This window comes from Sporosarcina sp. P12(2017), from assembly GCF_002743035.1.
Taxonomy (GTDB): Bacteria; Bacillota; Bacilli; order Bacillales_A; family Planococcaceae; genus Sporosarcina; species Sporosarcina ureae.
The window spans coordinates 63,353-85,218 of sequence record NZ_PDYL01000011.1 but is presented as its reverse complement, the minus strand read 5'-3'; the positions used below and the strand labels follow the sequence as shown (position 1 = coordinate 85,218).

Here is a 21,866-nt window from a genome sequence, read left to right as displayed (position 1 = left end):
ACTTACTACAAGGAGCTGATGTGTATGACAACGGAAGAAGAAAAAGTACTGAGTACTATGGAAGATGATGAAATAGAAAAGGATTACTCCTTAGATCGTGTACCTTTAGAAGACCGTAATAAAAGTTGGCTGAGCATTACGAATATCACATTCGGAATCGCAACTGCCATCTTTTATTTCCAAATGGGTAGCGTCATGGCTTTGCAATTCGGTGCACCAAACGCTATCGTATCGGCTATTTACGCCATCATAGTAGCTGGTTTGCTTGGTACCGTGATTGCGTACTTATCCGCAAAATCAGGCATGAATGTTAACCTTTTATCACGGAGTGGCGGATTTGGCTATATTGGCTCATCGCTAACTTCATTAATATACGCCTCAAACTTCATTATGTATTGCGCGTTTGAAGGGTTAATTCTCGTATCTGCAGTTCACTATTTTACGCCTGACTTTCCTAAGTGGATTTTGATTGTTATTTTCGGAACGCTTGTTATTCCACTGAACTGGTTCGGAATTGAGCAGCTAGACAAACTTCAAAAATGGTCCATGCCAGTATTTATGATATTCCTAGTTACAGCCATTGTCGTATCGTTCATTAAACCGGCTGTTTATACAGGATCTGTCTTCTCCTATATGCCCGAAGGTGTTCAGTTTGGAGGAACGGCATTATTGTTCTGTATCGGGATGCACAATGGAATTATGGGACTGACCGCTCTACTCGCTTCAGACTATGCCCGTTTCCTAAAACCATCTGATCGAAAGTTCGGTTCAATTGCAATCGGTTTCATTCCGCAGATTTTCTGTTATGGAGTAATGGGCGGACTTGGTATTTGGTTCGGTGTGCGATTCTTGGAAAAAGATCCAGGCGTATACATCGTCCTATTGCTAGGAATCGGTGGCGCATTGTTTACAATGCTGACTCAGTTACGAATTAACGTAACCAATATCTACAGTAGTTCCCTATCGCTATCGAATTTCTTTGAGAATGTGTTCCGATTCACGCCTGGCCGCAGATTCTGGGTAGTAATCTCAGCTACAAGTGCGATCTTACTGATGCTCGGTGGAATTGTGGATCATTTAGATACTGTCATGACATTCCAAGGTGTGTTTCTATTTTCCTGGGCTGCCATTCTTGTGACGGATGCATTGGTTGTCAAAAAGTGGCTGAAGATAGGTCCAACTTATTATGTTTCAAGGCAAGAATATTTGTATAAATGGAATCCTGTCGGTGTCGCTTCGTTACTGATAGCCAGTACATTTGGTGCCATCGCGGCATCTGGTTATCTTGGCGTATTCCTACAATCCACAGCCGCATTTGTCGCTTCCATACTGGCCGCGATATTGACAGTAGTAATCGCTATATATACTAAAGGTAAATATTACTTAGTACGCGAACCAAATGATATTACAGCGGATGATAAATTAGGGTAATAATGAGCTACTCTTAAAAACAGGACTTCTGAACAGAAGTCCTGTTTTTTATTTCAGGTAAAAAAACAACATACCAGTTGTACGCAAAGAGAAATGAACTATGCTAGCACTGCTGGTAAGCAAAAGCGTGTAGCTATAGATACTAGTAAATCTTCTAAAGGTGACATATGAAAAAAGCCGTCTCGCTAAGGAGACGGCTTTATATATAGGACTACATGCTTCAAATTTACGCTTTGTCATCTTGTTGGTAGAAAACAGGTGGCACAGACCCAAACACTCTACGGTGATACAACATAGGGTCTTTATTTTTCTCCACTTGCAGATCTACTACTTCACCAATAATGATCGTGTGATCTCCTGCTTCAATCGTTTGGAAAGTCTTACACTCAAACACACCAAATGCATCTTCAATAATTGGTACGCCATTATCCGACATTTCCCATTCACATGTAGAGAAACGATCTTCTACACGGCTCGCGAATGTATTACAAAGCTCTTTTTGATCTCCTGCAAGTACGTGTACAGCAAATTTACCGCCTTCCGTGAATGCTTTAATAGAAGAAACTCTATGATCAATAGACCATAAAAGAAGCATTGGATCCAAGGATACAGAGGCGAACGAGTTTACTGTCAGTCCAACTGGTGTGCCATCTTCAGTTACTGCAGTAACGACTGTTACACCAGTTGGATAATTCCCCATAATTTCTTTGAACAAATTTTGTTGTTCTTCTTTTTTCATGAAATATTCTCTCCTTTATAAATAAGCCCATTTGAGTAACAGATCTAGTCCATCACTATGTGAGTTAGGCATGTCTATATCCATCATAGCACTTTCAACACCATTCTTCAGTTTTCTCCTCTTGTTATATAGTTTTCTTATAGTTTATGTACCTTTACAACTGTTTGCTATCTCTCTCGCTAATTTTGTTATCAGTACTAAAGAATCACTTCTAGTTTTATATGTTTACAAAATATAAATAGGGATATTATTAGTATATGAACGATTATCAAACATCTAGAGGAGGATATTTATAATGGATTTAAATAAGCTAAAGAAAAATAATTTATTAAAAGTGGGAGCAGCTGCAATTCTTTCTGTTGGTGTCCTTAGCGCTTGTGGAGACGATGATCCAGTTATCGATGAGAATGACGATGTTGAAGTAGATCAACCAGCAGATGTTACTCCAAATGAAGATGTAGATGTGAATGAACCAGCAGATGATACTACAAACGACGACGTAGATGTGGATGAGCCAGCAGATGATACTACAAACGACGACGTAGATGTAGATGAGCCAGAAGTAGATCCAGAAGTAGATATGGAACAAGATGCTGAAGAGAAAAACTAATTAAAATAAATCAATAGTAAAAACGTGAAGCCCCTGAAATCGCTTAAGTAATTTCAGGGGCTTTTTATTCCACAATATTTATTCGTAATATTCAATTATTTAATAAACTACATTATTTCAATCTACAAAAACTCTTTATTATGTATAAACTCTACACATTCAACACAATATGATACGTAGTAGTGCATTGGTAAAATTTGAAAGTCGTATGTACAAGGAGGAGAACAAAGTGACAGAACCTAGACAACCTGAGGATACACAAAAAGGGATCAGTCGTAGAAATTTCATGAAGAATACCGGCTTATTGGCTGGAGGTTTAGTTGGCGGATCATTATTCGGTGGCTTATTGACTAATCAGCTCCAAAAACCAGGCGAACCTACAGACTCAGGGAAAGAAGTTGGCCATTTACTCGAAGCTCGGACTTTTTTCAGTAATGGCGAGGACTTTCTTATCCTATCCGCTGCTACTGAAAGGATATTTCCGAAAGACGATTTAGGCCCCGGTGCTATCGAACTGGGTGTACCTTACTTTATCGATCGACAACTTGCCGGCGAATGGGGTATGAACGGAAAAGAATATATGAGAGGGCCGTTTTTACAGACAGGTGCCGTAGATGCATATGAAAACCAAGCAGACACGAACCAAGACACAGGTCCAAACGCCGATACGCAAGTACCTACACCAGCCGTTAGATATCAAACTCCTATGACAAGAGGAGATATCTTCCTAGAAGGTGTACATGCATTAGAAAAAACGGCACAAGAGAAATTCGAAACAAATTTCCCTAAGCTAGAGCCGGAGCAACAAGATGAAATTTTGCAGATGTTCGACGATGGAAAAGCGAAGATGAACGGTGTCGCTTCGACGACGTTCTTTAATCTACTATTACAAACAACTATTGAAGGTGCGTATGCTGATCCGGTCTATGGTGGGAACCGCAATATGGAAGGCTGGAGGATGAAGGAGTTCCCTGGTCCACGTATGAGCTATACAGCAGATATCGAAAAAGAGGACTTCATCGTAATGAAGCCTGAAAGCTTACGGAATTACCAAGGACACTGATAACAGGAGGAACTCATATGGCGAAAAAACTAAAAAAAGTAGATGTAGTCGTAGTAGGAAGCGGTTGGGCAGGTGGTGTAGTTTCTGCCGAGCTAGCGAAAGCTGGCTATCAGGTAGTAACACTGGAACGGGGTAAAAAGCAGGACCGACAAGATTATATAGGTGTTAAAGATGAATTACGTTATACAGATCGTTACGAGATGATGCAAAATCTATCACCTGAAACGATTACATCACGGGTGAAACTGGAAGACACTGCTCTTCCCGTCCGCACAAGAGCAGAAATGATGGCTGGGACTGATTTAGGTGGGGGTAGTGTGCACTGGGCAGGCGCTACATATCGCTGGAGAGCTATCGACTTTGAATTACGTTCCAAGACCATTGAACGGTATGGCAAGGAAAAAATTCCTGAGGGCATGACGATTCAAGACTGGGGTATTACGTATGATGAGATGGAACCTTATTACGATAAATGGGAGAAAACTGCCGGAATTTCAGGTGAGCCTGATCCGCTTGGCGACAAGCGTTCAAATGATTATCCTAACCCTCCTATGCTAGCATCACCTGCCGTGAAACTGTTTAAAGAAACAACGGAGAGAATGGGTTATCATCCATTCCAAGTCGCTTCCGGTAACTTATCACAAGCCTACACCAATCCGGACGGTGAAAAATTAAATGCTTGTATGTTCTGCTCTTATTGTACGATGTATGGCTGTGATTTCACGGCTAAATCGGATCCATTGGCTACAGTTATTCCGACTGCACGCAAATCTGGAAACTGCGAAATTCGGACCAATTCTTTAGTGCGTCGCGTACTGCATAAAGACGGTAAAGCAACCGGTGTAATGTTTACTGATACACGGACAGGAATTGAATATGAACAACCAGCGGACGTTGTCGTATTAGGTGCATTTTCATTCACCAACAATCGCTTGTTGATGCTGTCAAAAATCGGGACACCGTATGATCCAACAACACGTAAAGGAACTATTGGTCGTAACTTTAATGGGCAATTCAATATCACATTCCTTGGGGCAAGAGGATACTTTGAAAAGAAGAAGTTTAACCTCTACATGGGTGCAGGTGCGCTTGGTGGTACTATGAGTGACTTTGCCGGTGATAACTTTGACCACTCTAATGTAGATTTCATCAATGGTGGCGGTATCGAATTACGTCAATATGGCGATGGGGCTATTGCATCAAACCACGTCCCAAGTGGCACGCCGAAATGGGGACCTGAGTTCAAGAAAAACTCGATCCATTATGCGAATCGTTCGCTAGTAGCATGGTATACTCCTGCTGTTATGTCATGGTGGCATAATTACGTGGATTTAGACCCAACATACAAAGACGAATATGGAGATCCCCTATTACGTATTACAAATCGTTACACAGATCATGATCGGAACATGGCCAAATTCGGAATTGAAAAGTGTAGTGAAATCATGAAAGAAATGGGCGCTGATATCGTCGATGAAGATGAAGTGCCTGAAGAGTTTGATCATATATATTCGGGTGGTCACTATGCGGGCGGAATTATTATGGGGGCCGACCCTGAAACATCCGCAGTGAATAACTACCTTCAAATGTGGGAAATGGATAACTTATTCGTAGTGGGCGGTTCAGCATTCCCTCAATTCGGAGGACATCACCCCACTTCAACCATCGGCGCGTTGGCATATCGTGCAGCTGAAGGCGTAGAGAGGTATTTAAAAGAAGGCGGCCAGCTTGCAGAAGCCAAGCAGGAAACATTAAACGCATAACGAGCCAGGCAGTCCGAAAGACGCCGTTGCTTTTGTTCTACGCTTTCCATAGTTTACGCAGTATATAAAAATTGGTATATTTCATAAATTTACGGGGTTGTTGCATAAACCTCTTACCGTCGAAGACTTACGTAAGAACCATCTGAATGTATATAGCAAGGCTCATCCATCCCAGACGATAAAGAAAAGCTCGGATCGGCAGTGTAACACTGCCAATCCGAGCTTTTCTTTATCGCACATTAGAAACAACATTGCCTAATCGATCACGCTCAATAGTACTCAACTTGTACATATGATGGCGGAAACAAGACATGACAAACGCGTGCATATTGGCTTGTGTGACGTAATAGACAAACAATGGTATAGATGGTAAATAGTCATGAATCGCAATGATTACTTCATTCGATCCTGGAATCTTTCGGAACTCCATTCTGCCGCGTTCATTGGAATCAGGATCCATCAATAAACCGCCCGTTATATAGTAAAGTGAGCGATCTTTTGTACTACGATCTGCAGAATAACTTAACTCGAGCAATGTCCGATTTCCGAGGAAACCGATTCGGCAATTTAACTGGTCGTCTACGTCGGTTTTCACCCAAGGATTCAAGAACGTAGAAAGCCATTTTACGTAATAACGTGCAGTTTCATCCGCAGTCCAGCTATGAGGTAATTCAATTCTCTGCACTGAACGAACATCTTGCTTAAGCGGCCCGATTATCGGCTTCTTCTTTGACACTTCTTTTTCTTTCAATTCCGCCTCCAGTGCTACAGGCTGTGTATTGGAGCGTGTCCATTTAGGTAAAATCATTACTGGAAGTCTTCTAACTAGCTTCGATAAAACCGGGAAAGAAGAACCTTTTGAACCGACAATTAGCCATGCACGTAATGCGGTAACAGGAACGTTATATGAGCGTAAAATCCTTTCTACTTCTAAACGGCTTTTCAAATGGCGTGATAAATCTTTTTCATCTTCATCGGGGCTAATCCCGCCCAAATAGACAATTTGTTTAATTCCTTGTTTTTTAGCTGCCTGCGCAAAGTTATCCGCTAAAATGACATCCATATCTTCAAAAGCACCTTGAGATAATTTCGCTGATTTTAGCATAGAATGTACGAGGTATACCGCAATGTCCGCACCAGCCAAGCTCTTCTCAGCATCTTTCATAGAAAATAGATCACAAGACCGCCACTCAACGTCTTCCGTATTCTCCCGCCGATTTCCATTTCGCGACAGACCAATAACTTTTGCTTTTCCTTTTAGCTTTTTCAATAGATTATTGCCTATATATCCACTAGCACCCGCAACGGCTACAACCAATTTCCTTTCTCCCATACAACCCCCACCCTCTCTCGTACGTGTACAGTAAAACTACCCTGTATAAGGAGTTTATAAGCCTATATAATTAAATAATATTGTTTTTAAGTAGCGGTCTTTGCTTTTTATATTAAAAGTACTTATACTAGATAAGAACGATGAAAACTGTATATGTTTTTTTAGTTTTCATTCGGTATATAAGGATAGGGGTACGATAAATGAAAGCACGTATTATGAAAGCTTTCCTCGAAGAAGTTCATGAAAAAAGTATGAAGTTTACGATGGATGATCTAGCCAAAAGACTAGGTATCAGCAAACGGACATTATACGAACACTTTTCTTCGAAAACGGAAATTTTAGATGCGATGATCGACTCGACATTACAGGAGTTCGACGAAAAAACCGATATCATTATGAAAGACGATGAACTACATCTTGTCGATAAGATTAAGAAAGTCATTACGGTCATACCGAAATACAATGACTTTTATAACTGGCAAATACTTGATCAAATGAGAAAAACACATCCCCAACAATGGGAGCGAGTACACGCTGCACTTCATGAATGGGATGAACTTCGTGAATTAATTGAACAAGGAATTCATGAGGGGATCATTGCAGATCAAAACGTAGAGTTACTTATGAAGTTGATTATAGATGCGACCAACTCTACACTTGATCGAAAGTTTTTCTATGAAAATCGTATGACGGTAACCGAAGCATTGGATTCCATTGTTGATATCCTGTTGTTCGGATTTATTAAGAAAAGTGACGACTAAATAAACTAATAAAACAAAAGAAGTTTTACTGTTTTACAAAAAAATGAAAGCGAGATGGAATTATGAGCCTCCACGCATGTGAGGTAACGAATGAAAATTGGCAGGATGTTGCCTATTTATCCGTACACGAAAACCAAAAGAACTTTATTGAAAGCAATTCATTTTCACTAGCACAATCTCAATTCGAACCAGAATGGAAGTCCATTGGATTATATGATGGAAAGGAATTAGTCGGCTATGCTATGCACGGACGTGAAGCAGATGGCAACGTATGGCTTGATCGCTTTATGATAGATCAGCATCACCAAGGTAAAGGTTATGCTAGTAGATTTCTTAAACTTCTACTTACGAGAATGGAAGAAAAGTATCAATGCAACAAGATATATTTAAGTATTTATCCAAGTAATAAAGCCGCACAGCATTTATATGAAAAATTCGGTTTTAAGTTAAATGGTAAAATTGATGATGTAGGTGAATTCCCTTGTCTCATCATGGAACTTGATCTTCAAAGGAGTCCTGTGCAATGAGTTCTTCTTCACCCAAGTTTAATAAATTGGATACTGAGCCAGTAGGACGTATCTTTTTACGTTATTTAATACCGTCAACTGTCGGTATGTTGCTGATGGCAATCAATATTGTGGCGGATGGTATCATGGTCGGTAATCGATTGGGTGCAGAAGCATTGGCGGGAGTCGGAATTTCGGCTCCCGTTTATACCATCTTTTTTGCTATTTCCTTATGGATTGGTATAGGTGCCGCCACAAAATATTCGATGGCAATGGGTGCTAAAGATGTGCTTAAAGCTCGTTCGATTTTCACACATGCAATCATTTCCATTTTCTTATTAACCATTATATTAGGCTTAACCGCCTTTATTTTTAGGGATTCGCTAGCATACGCACTTGGTGCGAATACCACTACATTCCCTTATGTATCGCAATACTTATTTGTGATTTTACTATTTGGCTTTATCTTTACTGTAGAAAACACATTTAGTATTTTCGTACGTAACGACGGAGCACCGAACCTCTCAATGGCAGGGCTAATTGTGACGTCAGTCATTAACATCATTTTGAATTATGTGTTCTTATTTATTCTTGATTACGGTGTTGCCGGTGCTGCAACCGCTACAATTATCGCTTCCTTTATGGGCATGTTAGTACTGCTCGCCCACTTCTTTAAGAAAAACAATAACTTAAAATTGATTCGCTTACAGTTCAATAAAAAGCTGTTCATAGCCATTCTTTTCATCGGATTCCCGAGCTTCCTTTCCGAGTTGGGAATCTCCTTTTTTACCATTACACATAATATTGCGTTCGAACGGATGGCCGGTACAGAAGGTGTTGCGGCATTCTCTATTTTGAACTATGTGCACAGTGTCATGCTTATGCTATTCCTCGGGATGGGTGGTGCGATTCAGCCGCTGATCAGTTATTATCAAGGCTCTGGTAACCGGATAAGGATGAAGGAAACCGTTAAAAAGGCCACTCTCACAGTCGTCATCGCGGGTGCTGTGTTCTTCCTCGTCGGACAGTTCGCAGCAGGTCCTATCGTATCGATTTTCGGAGACTTCCCGCAAGCCGTCAGAGAATTGGCTACTACCGGAATTAATCTATTCTTTATTGCCTATTTGTTCACAGGTACGAACTTTGTCATGATGACTTATTATCAATCTGTCGGCAATGTACGGATGGCCACTTGGATTACCGCTTCACGTGAAATCATCGTCATGTTGATTTTCTTGATGATCTTGCCACGCATATTCGGATTGAATGGTATTTGGTTATCCATTCCCGCTTCTGAGCTTGTCGTATTTATTGGCGTGTATTTATATCAAAGGAACGCTACTCGACATTCGTTAATCGGCTAAGCATTGGTCTATAGAACAGTACGGAAACATAAATCATTGTTCTAAGCAGCGCGTTCCATAGAATTAGTGTGAGTACGTGTTGTAGTAAAGAATGTTGCACTATTTTTGTTCCTTTCATCAATAAGAGTGCTATACTGAAAGAGCAACTGAATATCGTGTTAGAGATAGGTGCGTTTATTTTTTCTTAAACGCTTAAAAGGGAAATCGGTGAAAAACCGATGCTGTCCCGCAACTGTGAGTTGGAGTATAATTCGTTACCACTGTTTCACCGCAAGGGAAATGGGAAGGTGAATTATACGTTGAAGACGAGCCAGGAGACCTGCCTAGATCAGTACACACCAATACCCTACGCGGATAGGAGGTGTCAAGTGCGGCTTATGAAAAATCACACACAAGCCGACGTACGAAAAAACGGAATCAGGACATTCATTAGGTGGCTTCGAAATAGTTTCTATCGATCCAACATATGTGTATTTCCTGCCGAACCGTTTAATTCGTCATGGCTTCCCACTTAACATCCTTCCAGGTATTTACCGGACGGATGTTTTTTTATGTCAACGAACCCATACAAACACGATGAGGAGAATGAATTATGCCCAATCAAACAATCGATGACTTTACAAACTTATTAAAGGACACATTGATGTCGGATAGAGTGAGCACTCACTCTACCCCCCTTCCTATACTAGTGGAAAATGTGAAGAAACAAATTGCTGAAGACACTTCAAATGACTCTGCAGAAAAAAGTAAACAACTAGCTAATTTAGATACAGCATATCAAATCGTAGTTGCTGAATTAGTAGGTAGTAACTAGATCGCAATAAAACACCCCTGACCTTAATGTGTCAGGGGCGTTACTATGTTATAAAGAATCTTTAATCACACGCTTGTAATTCAATACGGAAAGTAAGCCAAATATAGAATATAGTGCCGTATAGATGAACATCACAATAATCGTGGGCGCCAGCATTTCAGTACCGAATAAGAACCAGCCAGATTTCACCGCGAAATAGCTGTGGAAGAGACCAACGACTAACGGAATACCGAAATTAAATAGCTGCTTTCGTTGAACCCCTTTTAGCAAATCTGTTTGTGTATAGCCCAGTTTACGAAGAATGGTATAGTTCGATTTTTCATCTTCACTTTCGTCCATTTGTTTAAAGTATAAGATGCAGCCAGAAGTGACAAGGAAAGCGAGGCCGAGGAATCCCACGATGAACATGATCATGCCAGCACCTTGCATTTGTTTCGTTCTTTCCTCAAACTTCGATTCATGTCCTGCCCAGTCGTTTATTCCCAACACATTAAATATATCATTCGCTTTTTCTAGATCATTCTCATTCTCGATATCCACTCCATGATATTCCGTAAATTCGGATTCTACGGAAGGATCTATATCTACATTCATCTGCTGGAACACTTGATCATCCACTACCGCCACTACAAAACCATAGGTTACACGTATGGGCAAAACAACTACCCTTTCTGTCCCTTTCAGTGTTAGATCATACTCATGCTCTTTGCCTTGGAAAACGACTTGCTGATCTTCTTTGAATTTCATGAAGTTTTCCGTTAAATTATCAGAGTTGACGAAGAGCACTTCCTTTTCTGCTACGTCTAACTCTGGCAATGCTTCATCACTAATGACGATCATTTCTGTATCGGTATAACTCACATCTTGACTATCCCCACCCGGAATAGATAGAACTCTTGATAAACCAACAGGTGTAGACAATAGATCAATAGCTGTCTCTGTATAGGCGATGCCTTTACTTTCAAGTGCCTGTGTAAATTCCATTGCACGCGTAGTATCAGGAATAGTAAAGTCGGCCGGAATAGTTCGCTCTACTGACTTCTCTACTGAGTAATACGAAATATAACTTAACGAGAGTAATGCGATGGATAGCGCAGATACGGATGTAATAATCATTAATAGAAGAGAATTCGATTTCATTCGAAACATAATTGAAGAGAGAGACAGCACGTCGTTAACGTTCAGATATCCTCCTTTACGTTTACGAATCAGGTTAAAGATAAAGCTAACGGAGCCTTTATAGAACAAATACGTTCCCATGACGACAGAAGCTAGTATGATGATCATCACCAGAAATAGCTGATCGCCTAGGAACACACTACTAAATAATCGGGATGATAAATAATAGCCGAATACAATGAGTAGAATACCGAACACACCGACAACCGCCTGAAATACTGTCATCTTTTTGACCCGCTGTTGCGTTACGGTTGTTACACGGAACAAAGATAATATACTTTGTCGTTTAATGAATAGCGCATTCATGATCAAAATCAATACAAAGATTACTGCAAATACGATCAGCGTTTGAAGTAATGCTGCTGAAGAGAAACGTAAAGTTGCAACATCCGTTACACCAGTGACCTTAAATAGAATGAGCATGAGTAATCGTGACATCGAAAATCCTAAGAGTATCCCTATAACGAGAGAGCCGATATATAACACGAAATTCTCTACACTTAAAATACGGAAAACGGTTACTTTCGTCATCCCGATCAATTGGAATAATCCAATCTCCTTACTGCGTCGTTTAATAAATAGATTGTTAGCATATAGCAAGAATACAGACACGATAACAATTAGAAAAACTGAACCTGTTTTAATAGCTGCAGCACCTTTCACTCCTCCTGTTGCATCGTCCAATGCTGGATCAAATTGCAGCGTTACAAATGAAAAGTACAAGCCCACGCTAAAAACCAAAGCAAAGATATACACATAATAATGTTTAAGGTTTTTCTTGATATTGCGGAAAATCAGCTGATTAAGCGTCATGTTGCACACCACCCAACACACCTTGCGTTTTGATGATGTCATTAAAAAATTCGTTACGCGTTTGGTCTCCTTTATTCAGTTGCGTGTAGATTTGTCCGTCTTTGATGAACACTACGCGCTCACTAAAACTTGCGGCGAGAGGATCATGAGTAACCATGACGATAGAAGCATTTCTCTTCATATTGAGATCACTTAGTTTGTTCAACAAATCGGATGCTGCTTTTGAGTCAAGAGCGCCTGTTGGTTCATCCGCAAAAATGATGCTTGGATCATGGATAAATGCTCGTGCGGCAGACGTTCTTTGCTTTTGACCACCTGAAATTTCATTTGGATATTTAGTAGCGATTTCGGAAATACCCAATTCCTCCGCCACTGCAAGGAATTTTTCATTGGCTAGTTTTCTTGATACTTTCTGCACCGATAGTGGAAGCAGTATGTTTTCTTTTACTGTTAACGTATCGAGTAAGTTATAGTCCTGAAAGATGAAGCCCAAATGACGTTTTCGGAATTCCGCCATTTGCTTTTCTTTCATATCGTTGAGGTTCTGCCCTTCTATGCTGATCGTTCCCTGGCTAACGCGATCAATGGATGAAAGGACGTTCAGTAGAGTTGTTTTCCCCGATCCCGATGCCCCCATGATGCTGACGAATTCACCCTTTTGTACTTCAAGGTCCAACGCGCGTAATACTTCCTGTTTATTGAATTTATTGCCATATATTTTATAGATTTTCGTTGCTTGTAAAATTACCATGTCCATCACTCCTTGTGTATTCTATCATAATCAATGTACAAATTTTTCTCCTGTCTTTGATATGACAATTAGAAAAAGCATGTGACGATACTGTCACATGCTTTTACATACGCGCTATACGTATCATTTCGTTTTCTTTTGTAAAGATCAAAGAGAACCGCGTACCTTTTCCTACTGTTGACTCTACTTTAATCGTAATCAAGAGAGATTCTGCTACTTGTTTTGCTAAGTACAGCCCCATTCCTGTAGCCGCATGATTTTGATGGTTTGCTGTTCCAGTGAAGCCCTTATCGAATATACGAGATAAGTCCCTCGGAGCAATACCCTGCCCAAAATCTTCGATCGATAACGTGGTGATACCACCCTTGCTAGTACACCGGATACGTATGTCCGAATCCTCACTATATTTTACCGCATTCGTCAGCAATTGCCTTAGAATGAAGCCGAGCCATTTTGCATCGGTCAATACTTTTTCTGCTTCCAATGATACATTAAAACCAATCCGCTTTTGCATACACCATTGCTTTAACGATTTTATCTCCTGAAATAACAACTTTTGTACATCGACCTTTTCAATATATAAATCATTCTGGATAAATGGGATACGCTTTTGATGTAGTTGCTGGTCGAGTAACAAATGGACGCGAAGCCACTCGAACATCAACTGTGATCGAAGCACATGGTCTTCCGTTCGTTCGATCATTAATTGCAGCGTTGTCAATGGTGTTTTCACTTCATGTATCCAATTCAACATATCATCTTTCTCTTGCTCTAAACTGATTTGCAATTCATCCAACTGGTGTTTAAACACTTGAATTTGTTCGGACATCCTTTCAGAAGTAATGGCTTCAAAAGGGCTGTCAGCTTCAGGTATTGCAGTTAGATCAAATGATGGTTCTAATGTTTCTAAGCGTTTATAGAATCTCGATTCTTTTTCATAACGCATGACTATAAAAATAACGAAAGATAAACAGGAAATGAATGCAATATAGACAGTAGACAAAAATGGAATGCTCGTGTCCAAATAGCCCATTGCTAGAACGAGCAGTTGCGAGAAGATGAAGAACAGTATCCAACTACCACGTTCCTTAAGAAATAACCGGATCATATTTGTTCTTCCTTCGCCATATACCCTTGCCCCACTTTAGTTTCGATCACATCTACCAAGTCGATTTCCGCGATCCGTTTACGCAAACGGTTCACGTTGACTGTCAGCGTATTATCGCTGACAAATCGTTCATCATCCCAAAGACTCGTGATGATTTCTTCCCTTGATACAATTTCATTCTTTCTTTCTATCAATATTTTCAAGATGTATATTTCATTTTTCGTCAACTCAATAGTTCCTTTTTCATTGGTGAGCGTACCTTTCACAAAATCCACTGCGGCATCACACCACGTTTTCACTTCCAATGTCTGATCAGCACTATAGTTATACACACGGCGTAAGATCGCTTGAATCTTTGCAATCAATACATCAAAGTGAAAGGGTTTTTGAACGAAATCGTCGGCTCCGAGTTGCATCGACATCACCATATCAGTCGGATGATCTCGTGAAGACAAGAAAATAATTGGAACATTCGAATGCGTTCGGATCATCCGACACCAATGAAAGCCATCGAACTTCGGCAATTGGATATCGATAAGGACAAGATCCGGCTTGATTTCCGTGAATTCTTGCAGTACATTTCCAAAGTTTTGAATTCCCACCACTGAGTAAGACCATTGTGTTAAACGTTCTTTTATTTCCTCAAATAATGTCTGATCATCTTCTATCAGCATAATTGTAAACAATGAACTCACCACACTTTTCTTATGTGTTATTAGTTTATCTTATATTCACACATAATGAAAATAACCCAGTTGAACAGATACTACATCTGTTCAACTGGGCTACTAGTAAACTCTAATTAATTCTTTTCAACGACATCAAGTTCCGTCCAATCAAATTCACCGTTTCGAATCTTTTGACGACGTTCCTTTGTAATATAATCACGCTCGGGATCTTTATGGTAATCTCCAACCTTTTTAGGATCACCTTCCGGGCGATCATGTGATAACACAAACGCAGCTAAATCGGCCGCCTCTTGATCAGTCAGCGTACCTGCCTGACCTTTAGGCATATTGTTTTGAATGAAACCTGTTGCTTTATTGATACGGTTAATACCTGCTGCTTCATTAAATGAACCATCACCCCAAAGTGCCGGACCTGTATGGTCACTTGTACCTGAACCATCTCCTGCATGACAAGAAATACAGTTTTTATCTGTAAACAGTTGCTGACCGTTTTCGACATCTGGTTCAGGAATTGAATCTTTATTGTTATTCATTCTCCATGTAATATCCTCATCCGTCTTTACATCTTTTGAGATGAACGTCAAATATTCAACCATCGCCTTCATTTCCTCACTGCCTTGCTCAAGTTCCGCTCCATTCATACTGCGGATAAAACACCCATTGACACGATCTTCAATCGTCGTCCATTTTCCATGATGCTCTTGCGGATATTTCAAAGTCACTCCGACCATCGGTGAATTTGCTGACAGTCCGCCATCTCCATGACAGCTGATACAAGACAGACTATTACCCACGTTTTCAGGAAGTAATGCATTCGTATCATCAAAAAGTTCTTTCCCTCGTTCGATTTTTGTAGTTTTTGGATCATCAGGGTCTAGGTTTTGTAAGTTTTCGCGGATATCTGTTTCGCTATATCCTTTGTCTTGGCCACATGCACTTAAGATTATCAGTAACAATAATAGCATTGTGCCGACTGATTTGCGTATATACACCAATATATCACCCCTTACATTACATGCTCTAGTAATCACGTACCCGTTTCTACATTTGATATAACAACTTTATTCAAAAAATAAATATTTTTCTTTAGTTATGTATCACCAAGCCTTCTATTAAGCCTTATTTTCCATGAAATATCTTTCTCTCTTTATGAATTTAGTAATTCTATGTTTTATTCCAAGTAGACAGGGAAGGGCATTTAAGTAAATAGTATTACATATAGGAAGGAAGTTATGTGAGTGAAAAAAATCCGTTTATTGTTTCCGCTTCTACTACTTTCCGGCTGTTCAAATATCACTGTACTAAATCCTAAAAGTACTACAGGTAAAGATCAGGCTTTTCTAATTTGGCTCGGTTTCGGTATTATGTTTCTAGTGCTTGCAGTTGTGTTTTTTTTACTCATCAAGATCATCATTACATATCGATATAAGAAAGAACGGGAACATGATCCCACTCACTATTTGAATGATAAGCAAAAAAGACATCTTCAACTAGCTTGGACAATCATTCCCATTATACTACTCGTCATATTATCTATTCCTGCTCTCTGGATTTCATATCATCAATCCCCAGTGGCTGAAGCTGAATCCCGCCATGAAGGTGTACATATTCATGTTTCCGCCAAACAATTTCAATGGACATTCACTTATGATACGGATAAAACAGAAGAAAACTTACTCATATTACCTGAAGGTGAATCAATCATTCTCCATCTGTCCACAGAAGATGTGATTCACTCATTCTGGGTACCGGAACTTGCGGGAAAAGTTGATTTAATCCCTAACAAGCCTATTGTCTATGAGATTAAAGAGCCTGAAATAGGTGTCTACAAAGGTAAATGCGCCGAGTATTGTGGTATTCAGCACGCGAATATGACATTTACTGTTAAGGTTGTTTCCAAGGAAGAATATGAAAACTATATTAATAATTAAGTAAATGGTAGCATCCCGATGTTGCCATTTACGCATACTGTTAGGAGTGAAAACTATTATGCACATCCCACTTTTCGGAAAATCGATCTTTCTGACGATCGATCTGGTCATCGCTTGGAGCTTGCTCATTATCTTGCTTGCTACTGCTATCATTTATGTAGTCAGAAAACATAAGTATCCCGTCATTTGGGAGTACATACGAACAACCAATCATCGGAAAATCGGTAGATTGTATATGATATTCGGTTTTCTATTTTTCCTGAGGGCAGGTCTTGACGCCTTACTCATCAGAATGCAACTAGCCTTACCGAATAATAACTTTATGGTCTATCAGTTAGAGAAATATAATGAAACCTTCACGTCACACGGTACTATGATGATCTTTTTCGCAGCAATGCCTTTATTGCTTGGATTAATGAACATAGCCGTACCATTACAAATCGGGGCACGTGATCTAGCATTTCCATTCTTGAATGCATTGTCCCTATGGCTGTTTGTAGCAGGTGGTGTTATGTTCGGTTCAGCCTTTTTCCTCGACAGCTCACCTGCTGTTGGCTGGACAGGCTATGCACCTTATTCAACGGTTCAGTATACACCAGGAGCCGCCACCAACTTCTATGTTTTTGGTATCCAGATTGCAGGCTTCGGTACTTTATTAACCGCGCTGAATATGATTGTCACTATCATTAGGAACCGTGCGCCCGGCATGAAATTAATGCGCATGCCTTTATTTCCTTGGGCTGCTTTAATCACTTCTTTCTTGATCTTGATCGCATTTACAGTACTTGCAATTGCACTGTATTTACTAATGTTCGACCGACTCTTCGGGACGACATTCTTCTCAGGTGAAGATGGTGATCCTGTCTACTGGCAACATTTATTCTGGTTCTTCGGACACCCCGAAGTTTATATTCTGGCATTGCCGGCATTCGGACTGTTCTCGGATATTATCTCGACCTTCTCAAGAAAGAAAGTATTTGGTTATCCAGCAATGGTTGTCTCTTTACTGATGATTGGTGTGTTAGGATTCATGGTCTGGGTACACCATATGTTTACTGTCGGTCTCGGGCCAATCATCAATACGTTTTTCGCTGTGACTACAATGGCCATTGCGATTCCTACAGGTCTGAAAGTATTCAACTGGCTATTTACTATGCGTGGTGGAAAAATTGTGTTTACTGTTCCTATGCTATTTGCCATTGGTTTTATTCCATCGTTCGTTATGGGTGGGGTGACAGGCGTAATGCTCTCACTGACTGCAGCGGATTTTCAATTCCATGACACGCATTTCGTTGTAGCACATTTTCATTACGTCATTTTGGCTTCTACGATCTTAGGGATTTTTGCAGGGCTATATTATTGGTATCCCAAAATCACCGGCTTCAGGCTGAACGAAACATTAGGGAAATGGCATTTTTGGTTATTCCTCGCAGGTTATCACATGACATTCTTGCCAATGCACATCACGGGTTTACAAGGAATGCCTCGTCGGGTCTACACGTATGGTTCAGATGAAGGTATAACCGCTTTAAACTTTACAAGTACGATAGGTGCATTCCTGATGGGGATCAGCATCATCGTTTTCATAATCAATATCGTAAGAACCAATCGCCACGCCCAGCCGTCAGGAAACGATCCATGGAATGGTAGGACTCTAGAGTGGAGTGTCGCCTCTCCATCGCCTGAAGACTCCTTCACACCTATGCCGTTGGTTGAAAGAACAGATGCTTATTGGTATGCAAAGAAACATAACGAAAACATGAAAGTAGCAGAAAATCCTCGTCACGCTCCGATTGCGAAAGATACGGTATTACCATTCCTTATGGCTTTGGCGATATTCGTAACAGGATTCGGTTTGATCTATCAATCTTATTGGATTTCCGCCATTAGTGGCGCTACCATATTCGTTCTATTCATCGTCCGCTCATTCAATGATGAACGGGAATCGGTTTACGGAAGGGGGGATGTAAAATGAATAATGCAGAGACAGCTTTATTTAAAGATAAACAGTTAGGCTTCCTTATCTATCTAGGCGTGGAAGCAATCATGTTCATGGTATTGTTTATCACCTATTTCATTTATACCCCTGCTTCAAGTGGCCCACAACCTTTCGATATTTTCAATTGGAAAACTGTTGTATTGGCTTCAGTCTTCTTACTTTCGAGTAGTGGAACGATTTTCATGGCGGATCGTTATTTAAAGAAGGACAATGGGAAAGCTACAATCATTTGGTTGCTCATCACACTTTTGTTAGGCCTCGCTTTCCTTGGGGTTGAAATCAATGAGTTTGCGTCTTATATTCAGGCAGGCTATACCACAAGAACTAACGTTTTTATGGGTGCTTTTTATGTATTAGTTGGTCTCCACGCAGCCCATGTGGCATTCGGTTGCGGTTGGCTCACGATCATACTTATTCATTTCAAAAGAAAGATTCCATATACCTTGTTTTTAGAGAAGCAAAAGATTTTCTCTTACTACTGGCACTTTGTGGATCTTGTTTGGATCGTGATTTTGGTGATTGTTTATATCCCTTATTTATGAATAAACAGAATAATGCGCTGTTGAAAGTTATTTACACTTTCAACAGCGCATTTCTTATTTCAAATAAAATAACCCACCATTCACAACATCCACCGTAATCCGGGGTTTAAAACGTTCTTCCATCGCCTGCTTCTCCCTCTCATAACATTCAGGTTTAGGTTCTTGTCCCTCGTAGAAATAATCTAATACCGCTTGGTCTTTCCTCCATCGCTTTTCTGCTTCCTCCACCCACGTTAGGTCTTCGTCTTCAATTACTTTAGAAATTACAGCATCCAATCGATCAAACGCGCGAATAGGTGTGATGATATATGGCAAATGAAATACTTGTTCAGATGACTGATCGGACAAATTCCGCATACTAACAGTCTCCTGGAACTCTTTTATGACTGCCCCTGTCATCAAATTTATACCTATTGAATACAACATCTCTTTTGTTTGATGACTGGTAAATGACACTTTATAATTGACACCAATCCAGGGAGTCAATATCAGTTGCTCGCTAGTATCCTCCTCTGTACGCTCATACATTTTCACATATTGTCCCATTTCCTTAGTTACTTGAAATAATTGATGCAGTCGCGGTGACCCAAGGTGGATTACTTCCCCCTTCATTCCGTTTTGCAACTGTTGCATATTTGTAATTAGCGTGAGCTGTGCCGGGTTTGGTATCTCATTGACGCTTTCTATATACCTCCAATAAAAAGGGCGGTTCATAATTCTTTTATCCATATCGATTGTTAGTTGCACAGTTAGATAATGTTCGTTTCCATGAAGTATTTCACAGTCATTCTCTGTAAAGAATTTGTGAAGATACGTATGGATTTCTGTCGAATGCATACATTCTCCTCCTTCACACAGACCGTTCTTTCATTTCCAAAATATCATCTAGTTCGCCTACTACTTGTTCAAACGTCTCAATCTTTCCTTGCAGCACTTTCATCACATGGTCATCAATCGTTTCTTTCACAGCCAGATTATAAATCTGGACATCGTGTTCCTGTCCTAATCGATGAACACGACCAATCCGCTGTTCCAACTTCATCGGATTCCAAGGGAGATCGTAATTGATGACGTGATGGCAAAATTGCAAGTTAATTCCCTCTGCTCCAGACTCTGTCGCGATCAGCACTTGTGCTTGTTGCTTGAACAAATGCTTTATCCATTCACGGCTACTTTTGCTTAGCTTGCCATTGAAAATAACATTCGTTATGCCATTCGCATACAGATAATCACTTAAATAAAGCTGTGTCATCCGATACTCAGTAAAAATAATCACTTTTTCATTCGCTTGTATAATCAATTCCGTTGCCTTTTTAGCTTTTGAATGAATCGACAATTTCTCCAACTGTCCAATGACTTCTTCCACATGTGTAATTTCTTCAACTTGCTCACATTCCGGCAATAACCTCATCAACGTACCGATTGTCGCCTCGGGGCTGCTACACATTTCCCTTTGTAAGGTCATCGTGGAAAATGCACCTGAAAATACCGGAGATATCTGTTTCAGATTAGATATAGCTGTGTAGGCCTGTCTTTCATGGTCCGTGAATGTGATAGGAACTGTATGAACTTTCCGTGTGGACCATTCCACACCCGTGTCCTGTCGCCTGTTACGTACCATGACTTGGCTGACTAGTTCCTTTAAATAACTATCTCGTTCTTCATCGCGATTTTTAGCAGAGAACACTGAAGAAAACTCGTCATAGTTTCCTAAATGACCTTGTTTAAGTAACGTCACTAGATAAAACAATTCAAACGTATCATTTTGAATCGGTGTGGCTGTCAGCAATAAACAAAATTTCTTCTTTAAACTTTGTACAAATTCATAACTGATCGTCTGATGATTTTTTAATTTATGCGCTTCATCTACAATAATCAAATCATAGTCTTGCGCAAAGATTTTCTCCTTATGCGGACTGCGTTTAGCTGTGTCCATACTCATGACTACTACATCCACATAGTCGAGCTCATAATTCTTTTTGTAAAACAGCGCAGGAATGTGGAATTTTGTATACAACTCTTCCACCCATTGATTAACGAGCGAAGCAGGTACTAGAATTAGCACTTTTTTCACAAGGCCTCGCAGCAAGTATTCTTTAATGATGAGACCTGCTTCAATGGTTTTACCGAGCCCTACTTCATCTGCTAGAATCGCTTTGCCATTCATTTGTTCAATCACTCGTTCAGCCGCCTCTATTTGATGGGGTAACGGTTTTACGTTTGGTAAGTAGGCAAGTGACTGCAATCCAGTAAAATCAGTAATTAAGTTATTTTTTGTGATGGTATAGCTCAAGTTATACAGCACCGAATTATTCCATGGTTCATGGTTTTCAAGTCTTTGAATAAATCCTTCTTTCCAAGAAGACGATCGTTCAATTAGCATTCCAATCACCTCAACTAGCTTGTATGTTTTGATTAGAATACCCGGAAAAATTAATATTATGATAAACAAAAAAGACCCTCCGCATAC

General features: G+C 40.1%; 20 protein-coding genes and 1 riboswitch. Of the genes, 11 read left to right on the top strand and 9 right to left on the bottom strand.

The window, feature by feature from the left end; genetic code table 11:
* Positions 1-24 precede the first annotated feature (24 nt).
* Positions 25-1,431, top strand: coding sequence for a purine-cytosine permease family protein (locus tag CSV80_RS10530; RefSeq protein ID WP_099670812.1), 1,407 nt, complete (start codon positions 25-27; stop codon positions 1,429-1,431).
* Positions 1,432-1,657: 226 nt separating this feature from the next.
* Here CSV80_RS10530 and CSV80_RS10525 read toward each other — a convergent pair whose 3' ends face one another.
* Entirely contained in the window at positions 1,658-2,170 is a 513-nt protein-coding gene (locus CSV80_RS10525) for a flavin reductase family protein (protein WP_029054218.1), read from the bottom strand.
* A gap of 295 nt (positions 2,171-2,465) precedes the next feature.
* On the opposite strand from CSV80_RS10525, the gene CSV80_RS10520 reads away from it, so the two are divergent.
* The 3 genes from CSV80_RS10520 to CSV80_RS10510 all read left to right on the top strand — a co-directional run bounded on the left by CSV80_RS10520 (position 2,466) and on the right by CSV80_RS10510 (position 5,606).
* Positions 2,466-2,780 carry a hypothetical protein gene (locus CSV80_RS10520; RefSeq protein WP_099670811.1) on the top strand — a complete coding sequence of 105 codons (315 nt, stop codon included), beginning with the start codon at positions 2,466-2,468 and terminating at the stop codon, positions 2,778-2,780.
* A gap of 229 nt (positions 2,781-3,009) precedes the next feature.
* Positions 3,010-3,843, top strand: a complete 834-nt coding sequence (locus tag CSV80_RS10515) for a gluconate 2-dehydrogenase subunit 3 family protein (protein ID WP_099670810.1) — start codon at positions 3,010-3,012, stop codon at positions 3,841-3,843.
* A 17-nt stretch (positions 3,844-3,860) separates the two neighbouring features.
* The gene (locus CSV80_RS10510; RefSeq protein WP_099670809.1) at positions 3,861-5,606 is read left to right on the top strand and encodes a GMC family oxidoreductase; all 1,746 of its coding nucleotides are present in this window, start codon (positions 3,861-3,863) and stop codon (positions 5,604-5,606) included.
* 229 nt (positions 5,607-5,835) lie between these two features.
* On the opposite strand, the gene CSV80_RS10505 is transcribed toward CSV80_RS10510, so the two are convergent.
* Complete coding sequence (locus CSV80_RS10505) at positions 5,836-6,939, bottom strand: NAD(P)H-binding protein (RefSeq protein WP_099670808.1); 1,104 nt, start codon at positions 6,937-6,939, stop codon at positions 5,836-5,838.
* A 200-nt stretch (positions 6,940-7,139) separates the two neighbouring features.
* Between CSV80_RS10505 and CSV80_RS10500 the strand changes: the two genes are divergently transcribed.
* From CSV80_RS10500 to CSV80_RS10485, 4 genes are all read left to right on the top strand, one after another.
* Positions 7,140-7,700, top strand: coding sequence for a TetR/AcrR family transcriptional regulator (locus tag CSV80_RS10500; RefSeq protein ID WP_029054223.1), 561 nt, complete (start codon positions 7,140-7,142; stop codon positions 7,698-7,700).
* A gap of 62 nt (positions 7,701-7,762) precedes the next feature.
* The gene (locus CSV80_RS10495; RefSeq protein ID WP_099670807.1) at positions 7,763-8,227 is read left to right on the top strand and encodes a GNAT family N-acetyltransferase; all 465 of its coding nucleotides are present in this window, start codon (positions 7,763-7,765) and stop codon (positions 8,225-8,227) included.
* A complete protein-coding gene (locus CSV80_RS10490; protein ID WP_099670806.1) occupies positions 8,224-9,570 on the top strand; it encodes an MATE family efflux transporter in 1,347 nt (448 codons plus the stop codon). Before CSV80_RS10495 ends, CSV80_RS10490 begins: the two co-directional genes overlap by 4 nt.
* Positions 9,571-9,719: 149 nt before the next feature.
* Positions 9,720-9,911: riboswitch (cobalamin riboswitch) on the top strand.
* 251 nt (positions 9,912-10,162) lie between these two features.
* Positions 10,163-10,384 carry a hypothetical protein gene (locus tag CSV80_RS10485; protein ID WP_099670805.1) on the top strand — a complete coding sequence of 74 codons (222 nt, stop codon included), beginning with the start codon at positions 10,163-10,165 and terminating at the stop codon, positions 10,382-10,384.
* A 48-nt stretch (positions 10,385-10,432) separates the two neighbouring features.
* On the opposite strand, the gene CSV80_RS10480 is transcribed toward CSV80_RS10485, so the two are convergent.
* The 5 genes from CSV80_RS10480 to CSV80_RS10460 form a co-directional block, all read right to left on the bottom strand.
* The gene (locus CSV80_RS10480) at positions 10,433-12,376 is read right to left on the bottom strand and encodes an ABC transporter permease (protein ID WP_099670804.1); all 1,944 of its coding nucleotides are present in this window, start codon (positions 12,374-12,376) and stop codon (positions 10,433-10,435) included.
* A complete protein-coding gene (locus CSV80_RS10475) occupies positions 12,366-13,127 on the bottom strand; it encodes an ABC transporter ATP-binding protein (RefSeq protein WP_099670803.1) in 762 nt (253 codons plus the stop codon). Before CSV80_RS10475 ends, CSV80_RS10480 begins: the two co-directional genes overlap by 11 nt.
* A 103-nt stretch (positions 13,128-13,230) precedes the next feature.
* Positions 13,231-14,235 carry a sensor histidine kinase gene (locus tag CSV80_RS10470; RefSeq protein ID WP_099670802.1) on the bottom strand — a complete coding sequence of 335 codons (1,005 nt, stop codon included), beginning with the start codon at positions 14,233-14,235 and terminating at the stop codon, positions 13,231-13,233.
* A complete protein-coding gene (locus tag CSV80_RS10465; RefSeq protein WP_099670801.1) occupies positions 14,232-14,921 on the bottom strand; it encodes a response regulator transcription factor in 690 nt (229 codons plus the stop codon). The genes CSV80_RS10470 and CSV80_RS10465 overlap by 4 nt, the downstream gene beginning before the upstream one ends.
* Positions 14,922-15,037: 116 nt before the next feature.
* A complete protein-coding gene (locus CSV80_RS10460; RefSeq protein ID WP_233201569.1) occupies positions 15,038-15,916 on the bottom strand; it encodes a c-type cytochrome in 879 nt (292 codons plus the stop codon).
* Between the two features lie 246 nt (positions 15,917-16,162).
* Between CSV80_RS10460 and coxB the strand changes: the two genes are divergently transcribed.
* The 3 genes from coxB to CSV80_RS10445 are packed head-to-tail and all read left to right on the top strand — an operon-like array spanning position 16,163 to position 19,396.
* Positions 16,163-16,855, top strand: coding sequence for a cytochrome c oxidase subunit II (gene coxB / locus CSV80_RS10455; RefSeq protein ID WP_099670800.1), 693 nt, complete (start codon positions 16,163-16,165; stop codon positions 16,853-16,855).
* A 58-nt stretch (positions 16,856-16,913) separates the two neighbouring features.
* The gene (locus CSV80_RS10450) at positions 16,914-18,830 is read left to right on the top strand and encodes a cytochrome c oxidase subunit I (protein WP_099670799.1); all 1,917 of its coding nucleotides are present in this window, start codon (positions 16,914-16,916) and stop codon (positions 18,828-18,830) included.
* Positions 18,827-19,396: a cytochrome c oxidase subunit 3 gene (locus CSV80_RS10445; RefSeq protein ID WP_099670798.1), complete on the top strand. Its 570-nt coding sequence runs from the start codon at positions 18,827-18,829 to the stop codon at positions 19,394-19,396. Before CSV80_RS10450 ends, CSV80_RS10445 begins: the two co-directional genes overlap by 4 nt.
* Positions 19,397-19,450: 54 nt before the next feature.
* Here CSV80_RS10445 and CSV80_RS10440 read toward each other — a convergent pair whose 3' ends face one another.
* Positions 19,451-20,233: a YqhG family protein gene (locus CSV80_RS10440; RefSeq protein WP_099670797.1), complete on the bottom strand. Its 783-nt coding sequence runs from the start codon at positions 20,231-20,233 to the stop codon at positions 19,451-19,453.
* 13 nt (positions 20,234-20,246) lie between these two features.
* Positions 20,247-21,779 (bottom strand): DEAD/DEAH box helicase, encoded by a 1,533-nt coding sequence (locus CSV80_RS10435; RefSeq protein WP_099670862.1) that lies wholly within the window; start codon positions 21,777-21,779, stop codon positions 20,247-20,249.
* Positions 21,780-21,866: the final 87 nt, after the last annotated feature.